Here is a 19,367-nt window from a genome sequence, read left to right as displayed (position 1 = left end):
GCCACCGCCCGGGAGAGTAGGTCGCTGCCGGAACCGGTTCGCTCTTGTCTTATTCGGGTGCCGCACCGCGTAGCGCGGGCGGCACCTTTTGCGTATCCTATAGCTGACCTTGGGTTCGAGGGCTGCTTGTGGTAACCTGGTTTCGCCGCTTCCAGCCCATCCGCCGCGCCTGGGCGGCGGTCATCGAGGTGCCCGCATGCAGATCTTCCTGGATACCGCTGACATCGAAGAGATCCGGCGCGCCGCGGAGTGGGGCATACTGGACGGGGTCACGACCAATCCTACGCTCGTAGCCCGGGAGCGCGTCGATTTCTTCGAGCGCCTGCGGGAGATCGCAGCTCTGGTCGACGGACCGGTGAGCGCGGAGGTCACGGCCACGGACGCTCACGGCATGGTCGAGCAGGGGCGAGAGCTGGCGGCTCTCGCGGAGAACATCGTGGTCAAGATCCCCATCGGCGAAGAGGGCCTCAAGGCCGTGCGGACCCTGAGCCAGGCAGGTATCCGTGTCAACGTCACGTTGATCTTCAGCGCCAACCAGGCGCTGCTGGCGGCCAAAGCGGGGGCGACCTTCGTCTCTCCGTTCGTGGGGAGACTGGACGACGTGGGCCAGGACGGGATGGCTCTGGTCCGCCAGATCGGCGAGATCTTCCGGCTGCACGGGATCGCGACCAAGGTCCTTGCGGCGAGCATCCGCCACCCGCTCCACGTGACCGAGGCGGCGCTGGCGGGGGCGGACGTGGCGACGGTGCCCTTCGCCGTGCTGAAGGCGATGCTGCAGCACCCGTTGACCGACCGCGGCCTGGAGCGCTTCCTGAGCGACTGGGAGAAGGTTTACGGCAGGCACGACGGGGTGAAGGAGAGGGCGTAGCGATGTATGCGCGCGGATTGCCCGCGTATGCTAGACTAGTCTAGACGAAAGCGGATCCCCCGCCCTGTTCCGTATCGCGACTCACCTGAGCATCTCACAACCAAGGATCCAGCCGGTGGCGCGGGCCTGTGGGCCGTCCCCTGGACGCCTCGCCTGGAACGGTGGACCGACCGGTGTATCACCACCCTCGCGGGAGAAGGCAGTGAAGGCCAAAACGATGACCACCAAGACCAAGCCCGGCACGGGCTCCAATCTGGCCCTCGAGGAGCTCGAGGGGAAGACTCTCCCCCAGCTTTATCAGCTCGCCAAGGAGCTCGAGCTGACGGGCTACTCGAGCATGAGAAAGCGCGAGCTGATCTTCGAGATCCTGAAGGCGAAGACGGAGAAGGATGGACTCATCTTCGCGCGAGGGATCCTCGACATCATGCCGGAAGGGTTCGGCTTCCTCCGGGCGATGAGTTTCCTTCCGAGCGATGAAGACATCTACGTCTCCCCCTCGCAGATCCGGCGCTTCAACCTGCGGACGGGGGACGAGGTGCAAGGGCAGGCGCGGAAGCCAAAGGAAGGCGAACGCTACTTCGGCCTGCTGCGGGTGGAGGCGGTCAACGGCGTCAGCCCCGAGGTGGCGGCCGACCGGATCTTCTTCGACAACCTGACGCCGATCCACCCCAACCAGCGGTACAAACTGGAGACGAACGCCCACGAGCTGTCCACGCGGATCATCGACCTCGTCGCGCCCGTCGGCAAGGGGCAACGCGGCTTGATCGTCTCCCCGCCCAAGGGTGGCAAGACGGTCCTCCTCAAGAAGATCGCCAACGCCATCGCCACCAACTACCCCGAGGTCGTCCTGATCGTCCTCCTCATCGACGAGCGCCCCGAGGAAGTGACCGACATGGAGCGCTCGGTGCGCGCCGAGGTCCTCGCCTCCACCTTCGACAACCCGCCGGAGAACCACATCAAGCTGGCCGACATGGTGCTGGAGCGGGCCAAGCGGCTGGTGGAGCACAAGAAGGACGTGGTCATCCTGCTGGACAGCATCACCCGGCTCGCCCGCGCCAACAACGTGGTGGTGGCGCCCAGCGGGCGGACGCTCTCCGGCGGCCTCGACCCGGCGGCGCTGATCCGGCCGAAGCGCTTCTTCGGCGCCGCCCGGAACGTGGAGGAGGGGGGCAGCCTCACCATCATCGGCACCGCGCTGGTGGAGACCGGCAGCCGTCTGGACGACGTGATCTACGAGGAGTTCAAGGGCACCGGCAACATGGAGCTGATCCTGGACCGGAGCCTGGCCGAGCGCCGGCTCTTCCCGGCCATCGACATCAAGCGCTCGGGCACCCGCCGCGAGGAGCTGCTCCTGAGCAAGGAGGAGCTCGAGGTGATGTGGGCCTTCCGCCGGACCACCCATGCCATGGATGCCGGCAAGGTGCTGGAGATCCTGAAAGACCGGCTGGCCAAGACGCGGAGCAACGCCGAGTTCTTCGAGCTCCTGCGCCGCGAGACCGCCTGAGCTCGAGACAGCCCCGGCTTCCTTGTGCTAGACTACCTGCCGTCCGCCTGGGCCGGGAGCGTCAGGCGCTCCGGGCGCGATCGGGAAGCGCGCAGGGCGCCCGGACCGGAGCCCGGCCGCCAGGGAACCGCGGAGAAGGTGGTATGGGAGAAATGAAGCCGGAGATCCATCCGACCTGGTATGAGAAGGCGCGCATCATCTGCTCCTGCGGTGCCGTCTACGAGGTCGGCTCGACCAAGAAGGAGATGCACGTGGAGGTCTGCCGACGCTGCCACCCGTTCTTCACCGGCCAGCAGCGGATCGTGGACACCGGCGGCCGCGTGGAGCGCTTCCGGAGGAAGTACGCAGGCACGGCGCAGCGCTAGCAGGGGTGCGGCGGGCAGAGCGGGGGCTCTGCCCTTTTTGTCGCCTCTCGGGGGCGGCGGTGGCGGCCGGACGGCGGACGGGAGGGAGGTGGAGCCCATGGAGGCGCGGGAGCTGGAAAGCGTTCGAGCGCGTTACGCCGAGCTGGAGAGGGCCCTGACGGATCCCTCTCTGCTCTCCGATCCCAGACGCCTCCAGGAAGTCTTGCGCGAGCGAGGTCGACTGGAGGGGATCCTGGAGGAGGCGGACCGGTTGGAGAGCCTCCGGGCCGAGCTGGCCACGGCCGAGGCGCTGCTGGAGGCGGAAAGCGACGAGGGCGAGCGCGCCTGGCTGGAGGCGGAGTCCGGGCGGCTGCGCGGGGAGGTCGAGGAGGCGCGGAAGCGGCTGGAACGGATGTTGCTTCCTCCCGATCCACGCGACGAGCGCAACGTGATCCTGGAGATCCGTGCCGGGGCCGGCGGCGACGAGGCTGCGCTCTTCGCGGCCGACCTGCTGCGCATGTACCTGCGCTACGCCGAGCGCCGCGGCTGGCAGGCGCAGGTCCTCTCCAGCAATGAGACGGGGATCGGCGGTTACAAGGAAGTGATCCTCTCCATCGAGGCCGAGGGAGCGTACAGCCGCCTCAAGTTCGAAAGCGGTGTCCACCGCGTCCAGCGCGTCCCTGTCACCGAGTCCGCGGGGCGGATCCACACCTCCACCGCCACCGTCGCGGTGCTGCCCGAGGCGGAGGAGGTCGAGGTGGAGCTCGACCCCGAGGAGCTGGAGATCGAGACCTACCGTGCCGGGGGCCACGGAGGCCAGAACGTCAACAAGGTGGAGACGGCCATCCGGGTGATCCACAAGCCCACCGGCATCGTGGTCACCTGCCAGGACGAGCGCTCCCAGTACAAGAACAAGGTGCGGGCGCTGCGGATCCTGCGCGCACGGCTCCTTGACCTGAAGGAGAGCGAGAAGGCCGGCCGCGAGGCGGCGGAGCGGCGCGCCCAGGTGGGGACCGGCGAGCGGAGCGAGAAGATCCGCACGTACAACTTCCCCCAGTCGCGGGTGACCGACCACCGGATCAACCTGACGCTCTACCGGCTGGAAGACGTCCTGGACGGCGACCTCGACCCGTTGATCGATCCGCTGGTCGAGCATTTCACCGCGGAGCGGCTGAAGGCGCTCCGCTGAGCCCCGCGGGGTGGAGGCGACGCCGGATGCGCGGACCGCGGGGGGTGAAGGTGGGAGAGCTCCTGCTGCAGGCCCGCCGCAGGCTCGCCGAAGCGGGGAGCGAGGCGCCCGCGCTGGAGGCGCGCCTCCTGCTCCAGTCCGTCAGCGGGTGGCCGGTGGAGCGGCTGCTGGCCCATCCGGAGGCGGAGCTGCCCCGGGCTTGGGAATCGGCGGTGCTGCAACGCGTGGAGCGGCGCCGGGCGGGCGAGCCGCTCCAGGTGCTGGTGGGACGGCTCGAATGGGCGGGCTTTCCCCTTCGCGTCAACCGGCAGGTGCTGGTGCCGCGGCCGGAGACCGAGCTGCTCCTCGAGAGGGCACTGGAGCTGGCGCAGCGGGCGCCTGCGGTGGACGGATTCCGCTGGATGCTCGACCTGGGAACGGGAAGCGGCGCGCTGGCGGTGGGGCTCGCCCTGCGCGGCGGGCCGCGGGTGCGGGTGCTGGCCCTGGAGTCGGAGCCGGGCGCGCTGGCCGTCGCCCGGATGAACGCGGAGCGGTCCGGGGTGGCCCGGCGGGTGCGCTTCCTGGGTGGGGACGCGGCGCGAGGGCTGGCGGGCCTCGTGCGCGGACGCCCGGGCGGGCCCTCCTGCAGGTGGGCCGGCGGCCGGTGGCGGGGAGGAAAGCGGGCGCGCTTTCTGGCGCTGGTCGTGGCCAACCCGCCGTACGTGCCTCCGGCGGAGGTGGTCGAGCTGCCGCCGGAGGTCCGCCGCGAGCCGCGACGGGCCCTCCTCGCGGGCGAAGGCGGGATCGGCCCGGGCCGCCGCTGGGCGGCGGCCGTCCGCCCGTGGCTGGCGGCCGGGGCCTTCCTCGTGATGGAGTCGGGGGAGACGGGCGCCTGGCGCCTGGCGGACGCAGTCGGCCGGCTCGGGTACCGGGAGGTCCGGGTACGCGCGGATCTGGCCGGGCGGCCGCGCTGGGTGGAGGCGCGCTGGCTGCCCGGCGGTCCGGCGCTGCCCGCGGCGGCCGGCGGTGAGGGAGCGGGACGGGGACGGGGGTGAGCGGGTGGAGACGCGACGCCTTTCCGGGCGAAACGAAGAGGAGATCCGGCTGGCCGCGTCCATCCTCCGCCGCGGCGGCCTGGTGGCCTTCCCGACCGAGACCGTCTACGGGCTGGGAGCGGACGCCACCAATCCGGAGGCGGTGCGCGCCATCTTCGCCGCCAAGGGGCGCCCCTCGGACAACCCTCTGATCGTCCACGTGGCCGACCTGGAGGCGCTCGGCGAGGCGGCCGAGCCGACGGAGACGGCGCTGGAGCTGGCGCGGCGCTTCTGGCCGGGGCCGCTGACGCTGGTTCTGCCCAGGAAGGCGGCGGTGGCGGACGAGGTGACGGCGGGCCTGGAGACGGTGGGGGTTCGGATGCCCGACCACCCGGTGGCCCGGGCGCTCCTGCGGGCGACGGGACGGCCGGTGGCCGCGCCCAGCGCCAACCGTTCCGGCCGGCCCAGCCCCACCACGGCCGAGGACGTGCTGGCCGACCTGGACGGCCGGATCGACGCCGTGCTGGACGGCGGCCCCTGCCGCATCGGCGTGGAGTCCACGGTGGTCGACCTGACCGGCAGCCCGCCTCTGGTGCTGCGCGTGGGCGGCCTGGCGGTCGAGGAGCTGCGGCGCTGGTTGCCCGGCCTGGAGATCGACCGCGCCATCCTGCGCCAGCTGGGCCGGGACGGGAGCCCCGCGGCGGGGCGCGACGCGGAGACCGAGGCAGGTAGCTTCCGCCCCCGGGCGCCCGGGATGAAGTACCGGCATTACGCGCCGCGGGTGCCGCTCTACCTGGTCCGGGGCGAGGAGGCGAGGGTACGGGAGACGACGGCGGAGCTGATCCGGAGGCTGCGGACCGGCGGCGGCCGGGTGGCCGTCATCGCCCCGCGGGAGAGCATGGGATACTATGATGCCGACTTTCGCCTCGACCTCGGCCCGCGGGCCGACCCGTCCGCCTGGGCGACCAGGCTCTTCCGGGCGTTGCGGGAGGCGGAGCGGACGGGCGCGGCGGCCATCGTGGCCGAGGCGCCGCCGGCCGAGGGGCTGGGCTTGGCCGTGGCCGAGCGGCTCAGCCGCGCCGCCAGCCGGATCATCGACTGCTGATGCGCGGAGCGGGCCCCGGGGAGAGGCCCGCCGGGCGCGGCGGAGCAGCGACGGGAGGTGGACAGGCGGTGGTCGATCTGGAGCCGGTGGCAGGGCTTCCTCTGAGCCTGGACGAGGAGACGGGGAGGCTTTCCTTCGGTCCGGGCGTCAGGCCCGTCGAACCGGACGTCCGGCGGCTGGAGGCGATGCGGGAGGTCCTGCGCGATCCCCGGGCGGGCGGCCCGGAGGAGCTCTACTTCATGTACCGGGGCTTGGCGCGCGACGAGGAAGCCGAGCGGATCCGCGCAGCCGGGGTGCGCTACGACGTCACCGTGCTGGTCGACGCGCGGCTCGGCCAGGAGCCGGTCAAGACCTACGGGCACTACCACCCGCTCCCGCCGGGAGGGCGCCTCGCCTATCCGGAGGTCTATCAGGTGCTCTACGGGCGGGCGCACTTCCTGCTGCAGAAGCGGGGCGCCGGCGACGACGAGCTGGAGGACGTGGTGATCGTCGACGCCGGACCGGGCGACGTCGTGGTCATGCCTCCGGGCTACGGGCACGTCACCATCAACCCGGGCCCGGGCCCGCTGGCGATGGCCAACTGGGTCGACGCCTCCTTCGCCTCCGATTACCGGCCCTACGCCCGCGCGCACGGCGCGGCCTACTACGAGCTGGAAGAAGACGGCGAGATGGAGTGGGTGGAGAACCCCCATTACACCCGCCTGCCCGATCCGCGCGCGTTGCCGCCGCGAGATCTCCGGGCGCTGGGCCTGGAGCAGGGCCGACCCATGTACCCCCTCGGCGCGGCCGATCCCGGCCGGATCGCCTGGCTGAGCCGGCCCGACGAGAGGAGGGAGGCGCTCCTGACCCTGACCCGGGACGCCGGTCAGCCCGGGTAAGGGCGAGCCTCGGCGCCGGAGGACGGCGGAGACGACGGAGGTGACACCATGAGCGACCGCCCGCGCCTCCACCTGCTGGTCCTCTGCGACGGCAACACCTGCCGGAGCCCCATGGCGGAGGCGTTAATCCGTCGCCGGGCGGGCGGTGAGGGGCTGGAGGTGCGCTCGGCGGGCCTGCACGCGGTGGAGGGCGCGCCGGCGGCGAGCCTGACGCGCGAGGTGCTCCCCGAGGCCAGGGAGGAGCTGGAACGCCACCGCTCCCGGCCGGTCACGGCGGAGCTGGCCGACTGGGCCGACCTGGTCCTGACCATGACCCGCCGGCAGCGCGACGAGTTTCGCCGCCGCTTCCCGGAAGCGGGTGAACGCTGCTTCGTCCTGGCCGAGTACGCCAACCCCGACGGCTGGCGCGCCGCCGAGGAGGAGGGCGTGGTGGAGACGCTGGAGGTGGCGGACCCGGTCGGCGCCGACGTCAGCCTCTACCGGGGGGTGGCCGCGCAGCTCCGGCGGCTCTCGGAGCGTCTTGTGGAGCGTCTGGAGAGCGAAGGGAGGAGCTCCTCATGAAGGTGGCTCTGGGTGCGGACCACGGCGGTTTTCGCCTCAAGGAAGCGGTGCGCCACTGGCTGGAGCAGGCCGGCCACCAGGTGGTCGACTTCGGCACGGACTCGGAGGAAGCCTGCGACTACCCGGACATCGCCCGCCCCGTGGCGGAGGCGGTGGCGCGCGGGCAGGTGGACCGGGCCGTGCTGGTCTGCGGCACCGGGATCGGCATGAGCATCACGGCCAACAAGGTCCCCGGCGTCCGCGCGGCACTCTGCCACGACGCCTATACGGCGCGCCTCTCTCGGGAACACAACGACGCCAACGTCCTCTGCCTCGGCGGGCGGGTGCTGGGGCCGGGCGTGGCGGAGGAGATCGTGGGGATCTGGATGTCCGCTTCCTTCGCCGGGGGACGCCACGCGCGGCGCGTCGCCAAGGTGGACGAGCTCGACGCCAGCCGGGAGGCGTCGCGCTGAGATGGAGACCAAGACCATCGCCCTCCCCCGCCTGAACAACCTCCGGCCGACGCTCGAATCGACCGCGCTCAAGCTGATGGAGGAAGCGGGCGAGCTGAGCCAGGCCATCGGGAAGTACCGGGCCATGAGCGGCGAGCAGGAGCGCCGCGACTCCCTTGAGGTGGCCCGCGCCATCAGCGAGGAGCTGCTGGACGTCGCCCAGACGGCGGTCACCATGATGTTTGTCCTGGAGGACGAGATGGGCGTCGACATCGACCAGTCGCTCGCCCGGCACGTGGAGAAGCTGATCCGCAAGGGCTACCTGCGGCTGGACGAGCGTCCAGGAGCCGGAACCTGACGCGCGCCCTGCGGCTGGTCTAGAATGGGCCGTGTGCCGGAGGTGCAAGCTGTGCCGCTCGGGGATCTGCTGAACCAGCGCTTCTGGATCGTGCTGGTGGTCGCCTTCGCCGTCAGCCTGGGTGCCACGCCGCTGATGCGGCGCCTCGCCCTGGCGACCGGTGCCCTGGACCGCCCCAACCGGCGGAGCGTCCACACGCAGCCGGTGCCCTACCTGGGCGGGCTGGCGATCGGCCTCGCCGTCATTCTTTCCCTGGTGGCGGGCGGCCATGCGCAGGATCCCCTCTTCCGCGGCTTCATCGCCGGGGGCGTGCTGATCCTTCTGGTGGGGTTGATCGACGACCTCTTCCGGATGCCTGCCTGGCTGAAGCTCCTCTGCCAGGTGGGGGTGGCGCTGGTCACCGTCACCTGGGGCGGGCTGCGGATCACCTACCTGAAGGATCCTTTCGGCGCCGACTTCTGGCATTTGGGCTGGTGGGGCGCCCCGCTGACGATGGTCTGGCTGGTGGCGGTGATGAACGTGATCAACCTTGCCGACGGCCTGGACGGGCTGGCCGCCGGCATCACGGCCATCGTATCGGGCACCATGCTCCTGGGAGCCATCCAGTCGCATCAGGAGCCGGTGGCGGTGATGGGGGCCGCGGCGCTGATGGGAGCCACGCTGGGCTTCCTTCCTTACAACTTCCCGCCCGCCAAGATCTTCATGGGTGACGCGGGGGCGCTCTTCCTGGGCTTCACCCTGGCCACCACCGCCGTCCAGGGCATGGCCAAGGGCGCCGCGGCCGTGGCCCTTGCCGTGCCCACCCTGGCCCTGGGCGTGCCCATCCTGGACACGGCCTTCGCCATCGTTCGCCGGGCGCGGCGTCACCAGTCGATCGGCACCGCCGACCGGGACCACCTCCACCACCGGCTGCTGGCCATGGGCCTCAGCCAGCGCGAGGCGGTGCTCCTCCTCTACATGGTGACCGGCTGGCTGGGCGTGGGAGCCATCGCCATCAGCGAGGCCACCCTCTGGGTCGGCTTCTTCATCTTCGCCTTCCTGGCGATCTCCCTGGTCTACGCCGCGCGGACATTCGGCCTCCTCGAGACGACGGACCGGAAGGCGGCGGGGGCAGGGCAGGCTTCCGACCCGTCCGGCACGCGTGCGGAGACCGCGCCCAGGGGACCGGCTCCGGTGGGCAAGCCGGCGGGGACGCGAGCGGGCGTGCCGCCCCACCACCAGGCGGGGCTCTGAGCAGCGTTGCCGGCCGAGCGCGAGCGACGGGAGAAGCGTGTCGTCTGCATCTTCGGCACCCGCCCCGAGGCGATCAAGATGGCCCCGGTGGTGCGGGCGCTCTCCGGGCGTCCCGGCCTCGACGTGCGCGTGCTCCTCACCGCCCAGCACCGGGAGCTGCTGGACCAGGTGATGGAGCAGTTCGGCCTGACGGCCGATGCCGACCTGGGCCTGATGCAGCCGGGCCAGCCGCTGGAGGAGTTGACGTCGCGCGCCCTGCTCCGTCTCCATGCCGAGCTGGGGCGCTGGGACCCCGACCTGGTGCTGGTCCACGGCGACACCACGACCACCCTGGCAGGGGCGCTGGCCGCCTTCTACCGCCGGATCCCGGTGGGCCACGTCGAGGCGGGCCTGCGGAGCTTCCGGCTGGACGCCCCCTTCCCCGAGGAAGCCAACCGGCTGCTGACCGACCACCTCTCCAGCCTCCACTTCGCCCCCACCGCCCGGGCGCGGGAGAACCTGCTCCGCGAGGGAATCGCCCCGGAAGGCATCCTGGTCACGGGCAACACGGCCATCGACGCGCTCCTCTGGACGGTGGAGCATCCCGCGGCGGACGAGATCGCCGCCGCCGGGAAGCTCTCGGACGGCTGGCAGGGCCGCCTGGTCCTGGCCGAAACCCACCGGCGGGAGAGCTGGGACGGAGCGATCGAGGAAGTGGCCCGCGCCGTGGCCGACTCGGCCCAGGCGCATCCCGACGTGCTGGTCCTCTATTCCGTCCACCCCAATCCGATCGTCCAGGAGGCCGTCCGCCGCGGAACGGCCGGCCGGCAGCGGGTCCGCCTGATCGAGCCCCAGCCATACGGCGTCTGGGCCCAGTTGATGCGGCGCGCCCACGTGATCGTCACCGACTCCGGCGGCATCCAGGAGGAAGCCCCGTCGCTCCACACGCCGGTGGTCCTTGCGCGCCAGGTCAGCGAGCGCCCCGAGGGGGTGGAGGCGGGCACCGTCCACCTGGCCGGGAACGACTACCCCGGCATCCGGCGAGTCCTCGACCGCCTGCTGGCCGACCCGGAGGCCTGGCGCCGGTCGGCGGAGGCGTCCAACCCCTTCGGGGACGGGCGTGCGGCGGAGCGGATCGCCCAGGGCGTGGAGTGGAAGCTCTTGGGGACCACGGAGCGGCCGGCCGACTTCCGGACAGGGTCGTGATAGCGGCGGGCTGGGAGAGCGCGTCGCATGGGGGCGCAAGCGACCCGCGGGGAAGGAGAATTCAAAGCAACGATTGAATAAGATGTGAGAACTGGGCCTCCTGAAGCCAGAAGCTGCTCGGGAGGTCGCATCTCACATCGGAGGTGTCGGCCCATGCGCTGGCTTCCGGCCACCCCGGGCACGACCGCGCCCAGGAAGCGCTCTCGCCCCTTCCCCTTCCTTGCTCTTGTGTTGCCTGCGCTCGTCATCTCCGCCTGTTCCACCGGTGGATCGGCGCCGGCCGCGCAGAAGAGTCCGCAGCCCGTCCAGCAACGGACGGCCGGCGGGCGCCTGGTGACGGCCAAGGCCGCCATCGACACCTGGCAGCAACTTCCCATGGATCCCACCAAGGCGAAGCTGCCTCCGAAGCTGGCCAGCCAGATCCTGGACGGGTACCGCATCTTCATGGACACCCCCAAGTACGCGCCCGAGTATGTTCACAACGACATGTCGTGCACCAACTGCCACATGAACGGCGGGCAGAAGGACAAGGCCATCCCGCTGGTGGGCGTGGCCGCAGCCTTTCCCGACGTGAGCGGGAACAGCGGGCGCGTCATCAGCCTGGAAGACCGGATCGTCAGCTGCTTCCTGCGCAGCGAGAACGGCGCCAACGCACCCAAGCGTGCCACGGCCGACTCGGAGCCCGTGATCGCCGTGGCCACCTACCTCAGCTGGATCTCCCACGGCCTGCCCGTCGGCGAGAGCCCCGCGTGGCGCCACCAGAACGTCATCCCCAGGGAGCGGCAGATCCCGGTCGACCGGCTGGACCCGAAGCTGGGGCAGAAGCTGTACGCCGAGAAATGCGCCGCCTGCCACGGCCGGGACGGCCAGGGTGTGGAAATGGCGGCGGGCCTGAAACCGGGCCCGCTCTGGGGACCCGGCTCGTGGAACGACGGCGCCGGGCTCGCCCGGGTCTACACGCTGGCCGGATTCATCCGCTACGCCATGCCCTACTCCGAGCCCGGGTCGCTGAGCGACGAGGAAGCCCAGCAGATCGCCGCCTTCATCGACGCCCAGCCGCGGCCCTCCTTCCCGAACAAGGCGAAGGACTACACCTTCCCTGGCGGCAAGGTGCCGCGGGACGCTGTCTACTACCCGCAGCTCTATCCGCAGAATCCGCTCGCTCTCAAGCTGCAGGCGCCCTGACGCCGCGGAGCCGGGGAGGGGCGTGGGGCGGCGCCCCCGCCACGCCTCCCCGCCGGCCGGTCCGCTCCGCGCCGGGCGAAGCTGGAAAGCGGCCCAGCGCGCGGCCCTGGCCCCGGTCAGCCTTTTCAGGTATACTGACCGCGTGAATCGCCACCCGCGGCTCGGGCTCGGTCAACCTTGCTACGTGGTTCACAAGGCCGGGCACGGGCGTCCGGGGAGCGGGGAGCGAACCGCTCCGGGTGGCCGGTTGAAGGAGATGCCGGTGGCCAATCGCAGGAACCCACCGAACCGCCTGCTGGCGATGGCGCTCTCGGACGCCATCACCGTGGGCGTCGCGGTGTGGGCTGCGTATGCCGGCGGTACCTGGCTGGATGCCAGGTTCCATACATCTCCCCTCTTCCTCGCGGTCCTGGTCCTGCTGGCCGTGGGCGGATCGTTGCAGATGGTGGTCAAGGACGTTCTCCGGGAGACCGGAGGCCGTCGCCCGCCCGCAGGGAAACCGCGGGACAGCCAGAAGCAGGAGGGTGGCCGGGGGGAGAAACCCCCGGAGAGCCCCAGGAAGGAAACGGGCGCCGATTGATTCCAGCACCCTTCTGGGCGGGTTTGGCAGGGCTCGCCGGCGGTTGGTTGAACAGCGGCATTCTCTGGTACGCCCTGCGACGAGCGGCTTCGGGGGGCGGACGGGATCTCCGCTGGGTCTTTGGGGGGTTTGCCGCACGGTTCACGGTGGACGCCCTCTTCCTGCTGGTGGCCTGGCTTCTGACGGAAGGCGAGAGGTGGTCGCTTGTGGCGGTGGCCGCGGGCCTGTTGGCCGGTAGCGCCCTGGGGCTCTGGCGCCTGGCCCGCCGGGCGACGAGGCGGGAGGCGATGCTCGCTCCATGAGCGGAATCATCTTGGCGGCGGGGGTTCCCGAGATCGGGCATGAGGCCAACCCGGTCTTCTTCCAAGTTTTCGGCCTCGACGTCACCGGGCAGATCATCACCGAGTGGGGTCTGATGCTGCTCGTCCTGATCGCTGTCATCCTCGCCACGCGCCGGATGGAGATGGTGCCGCGAGGCGGGCAGAACGCGGTGGAGCTCGGCGCGGAGCTGATCATGAACGGAGTGCTCGTGCCGGCACTCGGAAGCAGGGAGAAGGCACGCCGCTATTTCCCCTTCCTGGCCAGCCTGTTCGTCTTCATCCTCGCCTCGAACTATTCCGAGCTCCTGCCGGGGGCCAACCTGGTGCCGGGGTTCAAGACGCCCACCAGTACCCTGAGCGTGACCGCGGCGCTGGCCCTCGTCTCGTTCGTGGCCACCCATGTGTCGGGTTTCGTCACCCACGGCTTCCGTTACCTGAGGCATTTCATCGAACCCTCTCCATTTATGTTGCCGCTCAATATCGTCGAGGAGCTGATCCGACCTCTTTCGCTGGCCCTCCGTCTTTTTGGCAACATCTTCGGCGAGGATTCGGTACTGCTGGTGATGCTCTCGTTTCTGCCGTACATCGTCCCGGTCCCGTTCATGGTCCTCTTCGTCCTCTTCGGCTTGCTGCAGGCTTTCATCTTCACCATGTTGACCGGCGTCTACATCGCCGGTGCCACCGGAGAGGCGGAGTAGGCGATGCATATGCGCCGTGAGGCAGGTATCGGGCCGGTTCGACCATTTCCTCCCACCGGGAGGGATCATGCGCTCCGCAACGGGGCCAGGCGAAAGGAGGGAAACGGGTGACCGCACTGGCTGTGGCCATTGCTATCGCTCTACCGGCCCTTGGGGCCGCGCTCGCGCAGGGGCAGATCGTCTCCGCTACCATCGACGCGGCTTGGCGCCAGCCGGAGGCGTTGGGTGACGCCCGGGGGGTCATGATCTTGGGCCTCGCGTTCACCGAGGCGCTTGCCATTTATGGTTTGTTGATCGCCTTCTTGCTATACGGCAAGGTATAAGGGGTAGAAGCGGGTGGGGAGCCTCCCCGATGCATCGCGCCCCGGGAGGCTCCCGACCGGCTCCCGGTGGGAGCCTTTGAGGCCCGGTAAGTCGGGCCCTTTTTCAGGAGCGGGCCTGCGGGCGTCCGGGCATCCGAGCGGCAAGGGTAGTGAACGAGGTCCGCAGAGGGAGGGGGGATCCCGGTGGGCAATGGGATCGTCTCCATCGACTGGAACCAGGTGATCTGGAGCATCATCAACTTCCTGGTCTTCTTCGGCCTCCTGGCTTACTTCGGATGGAAGCCCGTCCTGCGCATGCTGGAGGAGAGGGAGAAGAAGATCGCCGCCGACCTGAACCACGCCGAGAACGAGCGCGAGGCGGCTGCGCGGGCGCGCCACGAGTATGAGCAGCGCCTGCGCGAGGCGCAGGCCAAGGTGGAGGAGATGCTCACCCAGGCGCAGGTCACGGCCGCGCAACTGCGGGAGCAGCAACTGCGCCAGACGCAGGACGAGGCGGCCGCCATCCTGGCCCGGGCCGAGCAGACCATCGCCCGGGAACGGGACGAGGCACTGGCTCAACTTCGCCGGGAGGTGGCGGACCTGGCGGTGGAGGTGGCGCGGCGCGTGATCGAGCGCGACTTCAGCGAGGAGGACCAGCGCCGCCTGGCACGCGAGTTCGTCGAGGAGATCGGGGCTGCACGTCATGGCACGTGAGAGCGTCGCCCGCCACTACGCCCAGGCGCTCTTCGAACTGGCGCGGGAACGTGGCGAGCTGGAGACCGCCCGCCACGCGTTGGAGGGCGTGGCCCGAGCAGCTGCCGGCGACAGGCGCTGGCGCTGGCTGACCGAAAGCCCCGTGCTCTCTCCTGCGTCGCGGGAGGCGGCGCTGGACCTCCTCCTCCAGGAAGACGTGTCTCCCCTGGTCCGCCGCTTCCTCCACGTGCTCGTGCGGAAGGGGCGCGGCACGCTGCTCCAGGCCGTCGTCCGCGAGTTCGGACGCCTGGCCGACGAGGCCGAGGGCATCCGGGAGGCCGAGGTGACCACGTCGATGCCGCTCGACCAGGAGAGCCGGGAGGCGCTGCAGCGGCGGCTCGAGGCGTGGACCGAAGGCCGCGTGCGGCTGCGCGAACGCGTGGATCCCTCGATCCTCGGTGGCCTCATCGTTCGTGTGGGCGACCGGCGTCTCGACGGGTCGGTCCGCTCGCGGCTGGAGGAGATGCGCCGCCACCTGGCCGGCGCGGCAGCCGGACCGGGCATCCATTCGGGGCAGGCGGATGAAAAGGGAGGGATCGGCCGGTGAGCATTCGGCCCGAAGAGATCTCCAGCATCATTCGCCAGCAGATCGAGTCCTTCGACTCCACCGTCAAGCTGGACGAGGTCGGCACCGTCATCCAGGTGGCCGACGGGGTCGCGCGCGTCTACGGGCTCGAATCCGTCCTGGCGAACGAGCTGGTCGAGTTCCCCAACGGAGTCTACGGCCTGGCCATGAACCTGGAGGAAGAGAACGTGGGCGTGGTCGTCCTCGGTCCCTTCGACGCGATCAAGGAAGGGGACGAGGTGCGCCGGACGGGGCGCGTCATCGAGGTGCCCGCCGGACCGGAGCTGCTGGGACGGGTGGTCAACCCGCTGGGGCAGCCGCTGGACGGCAAGGGCGAGATCCGCGCCCGGACCCACCGGCCGGTGGAATGGCACGCGCCCAGCATCGTGGAGCGCCAGCCGGTCAATGTGCCGCTCCAGACGGGTCTGAAGGCGATCGACTCCATGATCCCCATCGGCCGCGGGCAGCGCGAGCTGATCATCGGCGACCGCCAGACCGGCAAGACCTCCATCGCCGTGGACACGATCCTGAACCAGAAGGGGCAGGATGTGATCTGCGTCTACGTGGCCGTCGGCCAGAAGGCCTCCACGGTGGCCGGCGTGGTGGAGACGCTGAGCAAGGCGGGCGCCATGGAGTACACGATCGTGGTCTCGGCCACGGCGAGCCAGCCTGCGCCGCTTCTCTACCTGGCGCCCTACGCCGGCTGTGCCATGGGCGAGTACTTCATGTACGAGGAGCACCGCGACGTCCTGGTCATCTACGACGACCTCTCCAAGCACGCGTGGGCCTACCGCGAGCTCTCGCTCCTCCTCCGCCGGCCGCCTGGACGCGAGGCCTATCCGGGCGACGTCTTCTACCTGCACTCGCGGTTGCTGGAGCGGGCGGCGCGTCTCAACGACCAGATCGGCGGCGGCTCGCTGACCGCCCTGCCGATCATCGAGACGCAGGCCGGCGACATCCATGCCTACATCCCGACCAACGTCATCTCCATCACCGACGGCCAGATCTTCATGGACACCGACCAGTTCTATGCGGGCCAGCGGCCGGCCATCGACGTGGGCCGCTCCGTCTCCCGCGTCGGCTCGGCCGCCCAGGTGAAGGCGATGCGGCAGGTGGCCGGGCGTCTCCGCCTCGACCTCGCCCAGTACCGGGAGCTGGCCGCCTTCGCCCAGTTCGGCTCCGACCTGGACAAGGTGACGCAGGCGCGGCTCGCCCGCGGCCAGCGCCTGGAGCAGACGTTGAAGCAGGGAGAGCGCCAGCCGCTGGCGGTGGAGGACCAGGTGATCCAGATCTATGCGGCCGTCCACGGCTTCTGCGACGAGATCCCGGTCGACCGGGTGGTGGACTTCCAGGGACGCCTGCTGGAGCGGATCCACGCGCTGCACCCGGAGATCCCCCAGCGGATCGCCGAGACCAAGGTGCTGGACGACCAGCTGACCCAGAAGCTGGAGAGCGCCATCCGCGAGGTCCGCGACGCCTTCCTGGGCCGCACCGGCGAGGAAGAGCCGGCCGAGGCCAAGGCATCATGAGCGTCCGGTTCCACGGGGGGCGGTGCCATGCCTGACCTTCAGGCCATCCGCCGGCGCATGCGCGCCATCGAGAGCACGCGGAAGATGACGCGGGCCATGGAGATGGTGGCGGCCGCCAAGCTGCGCAGGGCGCAGGAACAGGCCCAGGCGGGCCGGGTCTACGCGGACAGGCTGAACGAGGTGCTGCGCCGCCTCGCGGCCAGCGGGGTCCAGGTGGAGCACCCGCTGCTCGCGCCACCCAAAGGAAGCGACCGGCTCCTCGTCGTCTTCGGATCCGACCGCGGCCTGGCAGGCGCCTTCAACGCCAACATCCTGCGGGAGGCGCTGCTGGCGCTGAGGGAGAGCGAGCCGACGCTCCTCTTCGTCCTGGGCCGGCGCGCCGACGCCGCGCTGCGCCATCGCGGCTGGCCGATCCGCCGGAGCTGGCTCGGCATCGGCGAGGAGGCGCGGATCGAGCTGGCCCACGAGGTGGCCGACATGGCCATGCAGTGGTACATCCAGGGGACCGTGGGCCGCGTGGAGCTGATCTACACGGAGTTCGTCTCCACGCTCCGCCTGGTCCCGCGGCGGCTCCAGCTGCTCCCGGTGGTGACGCCCGTGGCCGGCGACGCCGGTCGCCGGCAGGCTCCGGTCGAGTACATCTTCGTGCCCTCGGCGGAGGGGCTTCTGGTCCACCTCCTGCCGGCCATGGTGCGCACCACGGTCTACCAGGCGCTCCTGGACTCCAAGGCCTCGGAGCACGCCGCGCGGATGACCGCCATGCGGGCGGCCACGGACAACGCCAGCGACCTTCTGGAGGACCTGCACCTGGAGTACAACCGCGAACGACAGACCTCCATCACCACCGAGATCGTCGAGGTGGTGAGCGGGGCCGAGGCGCTCAGAGGCTAGCGCCGGGACGAGACTCAGCAGGACGGGAGGAATCCTTCTTGGCCGCAGTCGGTCGCATCGCACAGGTGATCGGGGCCGTCGTGGACGTCGTCTTCCCGGACGGCGAGCTGCCGGCCATCTACCACGCCCTCACCACCCCGCTGGGGGAGGGGCAGCTCACCCTGGAAGTGGCGCAGCACGTGGGGAACAACACGGTCCGCTGCATCGCCATGGCCTCCACCGACGGACTCCAGCGCGGCGCGCCGGTGGAGGACACCGGCGGACCGATCCGCGTCCCGGTCGGGCGCACCACCCTGGGACGGATGTTCAACGTGCTGGGCGAGCCCATCGACAACCTGGGACCCGTCCAGGCCGAGGAGCGTTGGCCGATCCACCGCCCGGCGCCGGACGTCTCCGAGGTCAGCCCGGCGACGGAGATGCTGGAGACCGGCATCAAGGTGATCGACCTCCTCGAACCGTACGCCCGGGGCGGGAAGGTCGGCCTCTTCGGCGGCGCCGGGGTGGGCAAGACCGTCATCATCATGGAGCTCATCCACAACGTGGCCATGCAGCATGGCGGCTTCTCCGTCTTCGCCGGCGTGGGCGAGCGGACGCGCGAGGGCAACGAGCTCTATAACGAGCTGAAAGAATCCGGGGTTCTGGACAAGACCACCCTGGTCTACGGGCAGATGAACGAACCCCCCGGTGCGCGCCTGCGGGTGGCCCTCTCGGGCCTGACCATGGCGGAGTACTTCCGGGAGACCGAGGGCCAGGACCTGCTGCTCTTCATCGACAACATCTTCCGCTTCACCCAGGCGGGCTCCGAGGTCTCGGCGCTGCTGGGACGGATGCCCTCCGCGGTGGGCTACCAGCCTACCCTGGCCACCGAGATGGGCAACCTCCAGGAGCGGATCACCACCACCAAGCGGGGTTCCATCACCTCCATCCAGGCCATCTTCGTGCCGGCGGACGACTACACCGACCCGGCGCCGGTCACCACCTTCGCCCACCTGGACGCGACCACGCGCCTGGAGCGGTCCATCGCCGAGCGCGGCATCTACCCCGCCGTCGACCCCCTGGCGTCCACCTCGCGGATCCTGGACCCGGCCGTGGTCGGGCAGGAGCACTACCATGTGGCCCGCGGCGTCCAGGCGGTGCTCCAGCGCTACCGCGAGCTCCAGGACATCATCGCCATCCTCGGTATGGAGGAGCTCTCCGAGGAAGACAAGCTGACCGTGCAGCGCGCGCGGAAGATCGAACGCTTCCTCTCCCAGCCCTTCCACGTGGCCGAGGTCTTCACCGGTGTCCCCGGCGCCTACGTGCCGGTCAAGGAGACGGTCCGCGGCTTCCGGGAGATCCTGGAAGGGAAGCATGACGATCTGCCCGAGGAGGCCTTCTACATGGTCGGCACCATCGACGAGGCTGTGGAGAAGGCGAAGAAGCTCCTGGCGGGGACCTTCTGATGTCGGAACGACGCATCCGCATGTCGGTGGTGACGCCGAAGGGGACGCTCTTCGAGGGCGCCGTCGAGTACCTGACGCTTCCCAGCGTGGAGGGCATCTACGGCGTCCTGCCCGAGCACGCGCCCATGGTGGTGGCGCTCAAACCGGGCGTGGTCCACTACGGCATGGCCGGGCGGCACGGCATCGCGGTGGGCTCCGGGCTCTGCGAGATCCTGCAGGACCGGGCCACCCTGCTGGTGGAGGAAGCCTACCTGCCCGGCCAGCTCGACGTGGCCGACCTGCAGGAGCAGCACGCCGCCCTGGCGGCCAGGATCGAGGCCGGCGGCAACCCCGAGGAAGTGGCCGAGGCGCGGCTCAAGCTCCAGCGCGTCCTGGCGCTGCTGGAACTGGGCGAGGAGGCCGCGGCGGAGCGCCGGCGCTAGGGTGCGCGGCG

At 70.5% G+C, this 19,367-nt stretch carries 23 protein-coding genes; all 23 read left to right on the top strand.

The window, feature by feature from the left end; genetic code table 11:
* The first annotated feature begins 196 nt into the window (after positions 1-196).
* On the top strand, positions 197-868 hold the full coding sequence (gene fsa / locus QJR14_04290) for a fructose-6-phosphate aldolase (GenBank protein MDI3316827.1): 672 nt from the start codon (positions 197-199) through the stop codon (positions 866-868).
* A gap of 217 nt (positions 869-1,085) precedes the next feature.
* Positions 1,086-2,372, top strand: a complete 1,287-nt coding sequence (gene rho / locus QJR14_04285; GenBank protein ID MDI3316826.1) for a transcription termination factor Rho — start codon at positions 1,086-1,088, stop codon at positions 2,370-2,372.
* A 152-nt stretch (positions 2,373-2,524) separates the two neighbouring features.
* Positions 2,525-2,737, top strand: coding sequence for a 50S ribosomal protein L31 (rpmE, locus tag QJR14_04280; GenBank protein MDI3316825.1), 213 nt, complete (start codon positions 2,525-2,527; stop codon positions 2,735-2,737).
* A gap of 97 nt (positions 2,738-2,834) precedes the next feature.
* A complete protein-coding gene (gene prfA / locus QJR14_04275; GenBank protein MDI3316824.1) occupies positions 2,835-3,905 on the top strand; it encodes a peptide chain release factor 1 in 1,071 nt (356 codons plus the stop codon).
* Between the two features lie 26 nt (positions 3,906-3,931).
* On the top strand, positions 3,932-4,939 hold the full coding sequence (locus tag QJR14_04270; GenBank protein ID MDI3316823.1) for a HemK/PrmC family methyltransferase: 1,008 nt from the start codon (positions 3,932-3,934) through the stop codon (positions 4,937-4,939).
* Positions 4,940-4,943: 4 nt separating this feature from the next.
* Positions 4,944-6,023 carry an L-threonylcarbamoyladenylate synthase gene (locus QJR14_04265; protein MDI3316822.1) on the top strand — a complete coding sequence of 360 codons (1,080 nt, stop codon included), beginning with the start codon at positions 4,944-4,946 and terminating at the stop codon, positions 6,021-6,023.
* Positions 6,024-6,091: 68 nt separating this feature from the next.
* Positions 6,092-6,901, top strand: a complete 810-nt coding sequence (locus QJR14_04260) for a glucose-6-phosphate isomerase family protein (GenBank protein MDI3316821.1) — start codon at positions 6,092-6,094, stop codon at positions 6,899-6,901.
* A 48-nt stretch (positions 6,902-6,949) separates the two neighbouring features.
* Positions 6,950-7,462 (top strand): low molecular weight protein arginine phosphatase, encoded by a 513-nt coding sequence (locus tag QJR14_04255; protein ID MDI3316820.1) that lies wholly within the window; start codon positions 6,950-6,952, stop codon positions 7,460-7,462.
* Entirely contained in the window at positions 7,459-7,914 is a 456-nt protein-coding gene (gene rpiB, locus QJR14_04250) for a ribose 5-phosphate isomerase B (protein ID MDI3316819.1), read from the top strand. Before QJR14_04255 ends, rpiB begins: the two co-directional genes overlap by 4 nt.
* 1 nt (position 7,915) lies before the next feature.
* Positions 7,916-8,251: a MazG-like family protein gene (locus tag QJR14_04245; protein ID MDI3316818.1), complete on the top strand. Its 336-nt coding sequence runs from the start codon at positions 7,916-7,918 to the stop codon at positions 8,249-8,251.
* 42 nt (positions 8,252-8,293) lie between these two features.
* Positions 8,294-9,484 (top strand): MraY family glycosyltransferase, encoded by a 1,191-nt coding sequence (locus tag QJR14_04240; GenBank protein MDI3316817.1) that lies wholly within the window; start codon positions 8,294-8,296, stop codon positions 9,482-9,484.
* A gap of 6 nt (positions 9,485-9,490) precedes the next feature.
* Entirely contained in the window at positions 9,491-10,669 is a 1,179-nt protein-coding gene (wecB, locus tag QJR14_04235) for a UDP-N-acetylglucosamine 2-epimerase (non-hydrolyzing) (protein ID MDI3316816.1), read from the top strand.
* Positions 10,670-10,822: 153 nt separating this feature from the next.
* Positions 10,823-11,854, top strand: coding sequence for a c-type cytochrome (locus QJR14_04230; GenBank protein MDI3316815.1), 1,032 nt, complete (start codon positions 10,823-10,825; stop codon positions 11,852-11,854).
* A 256-nt stretch (positions 11,855-12,110) separates the two neighbouring features.
* Entirely contained in the window at positions 12,111-12,434 is a 324-nt protein-coding gene (locus QJR14_04225; GenBank protein ID MDI3316814.1) for an AtpZ/AtpI family protein, read from the top strand.
* A gap of 47 nt (positions 12,435-12,481) precedes the next feature.
* Positions 12,482-12,736: a hypothetical protein gene (locus QJR14_04220; protein MDI3316813.1), complete on the top strand. Its 255-nt coding sequence runs from the start codon at positions 12,482-12,484 to the stop codon at positions 12,734-12,736.
* Entirely contained in the window at positions 12,733-13,452 is a 720-nt protein-coding gene (gene atpB / locus QJR14_04215; protein ID MDI3316812.1) for a F0F1 ATP synthase subunit A, read from the top strand. The genes QJR14_04220 and atpB overlap by 4 nt, the downstream gene beginning before the upstream one ends.
* Before the next feature lie 107 nt (positions 13,453-13,559).
* Positions 13,560-13,775, top strand: coding sequence for an ATP synthase F0 subunit C (locus QJR14_04210; protein ID MDI3316811.1), 216 nt, complete (start codon positions 13,560-13,562; stop codon positions 13,773-13,775).
* A gap of 183 nt (positions 13,776-13,958) precedes the next feature.
* Entirely contained in the window at positions 13,959-14,468 is a 510-nt protein-coding gene (gene atpF, locus QJR14_04205) for a F0F1 ATP synthase subunit B (protein MDI3316810.1), read from the top strand.
* Complete coding sequence (gene atpH, locus QJR14_04200) at positions 14,458-15,054, top strand: ATP synthase F1 subunit delta (GenBank protein ID MDI3316809.1); 597 nt, start codon at positions 14,458-14,460, stop codon at positions 15,052-15,054. The genes atpF and atpH overlap by 11 nt, the downstream gene beginning before the upstream one ends.
* Positions 15,051-16,601 (top strand): F0F1 ATP synthase subunit alpha, encoded by a 1,551-nt coding sequence (atpA, locus tag QJR14_04195; GenBank protein ID MDI3316808.1) that lies wholly within the window; start codon positions 15,051-15,053, stop codon positions 16,599-16,601. The genes atpH and atpA overlap by 4 nt, the downstream gene beginning before the upstream one ends.
* A 27-nt stretch (positions 16,602-16,628) precedes the next feature.
* Positions 16,629-17,492, top strand: coding sequence for an ATP synthase F1 subunit gamma (atpG, locus tag QJR14_04190; protein ID MDI3316807.1), 864 nt, complete (start codon positions 16,629-16,631; stop codon positions 17,490-17,492).
* A gap of 38 nt (positions 17,493-17,530) precedes the next feature.
* Entirely contained in the window at positions 17,531-18,934 is a 1,404-nt protein-coding gene (atpD, locus tag QJR14_04185; protein ID MDI3316806.1) for a F0F1 ATP synthase subunit beta, read from the top strand.
* On the top strand, positions 18,934-19,356 hold the full coding sequence (gene atpC, locus QJR14_04180; GenBank protein MDI3316805.1) for an ATP synthase F1 subunit epsilon: 423 nt from the start codon (positions 18,934-18,936) through the stop codon (positions 19,354-19,356). Before atpD ends, atpC begins: the two co-directional genes overlap by 1 nt.
* Positions 19,357-19,367 lie beyond the last annotated feature (11 nt).

The organism is Bacillota bacterium (assembly GCA_029961055.1).
GTDB lineage: Bacteria > Bacillota > Sulfobacillia > JAIMAT01 > JAIMAT01 > JAIMAT01.
This window is presented reverse-complemented; position numbering and strand designations above follow the sequence as displayed.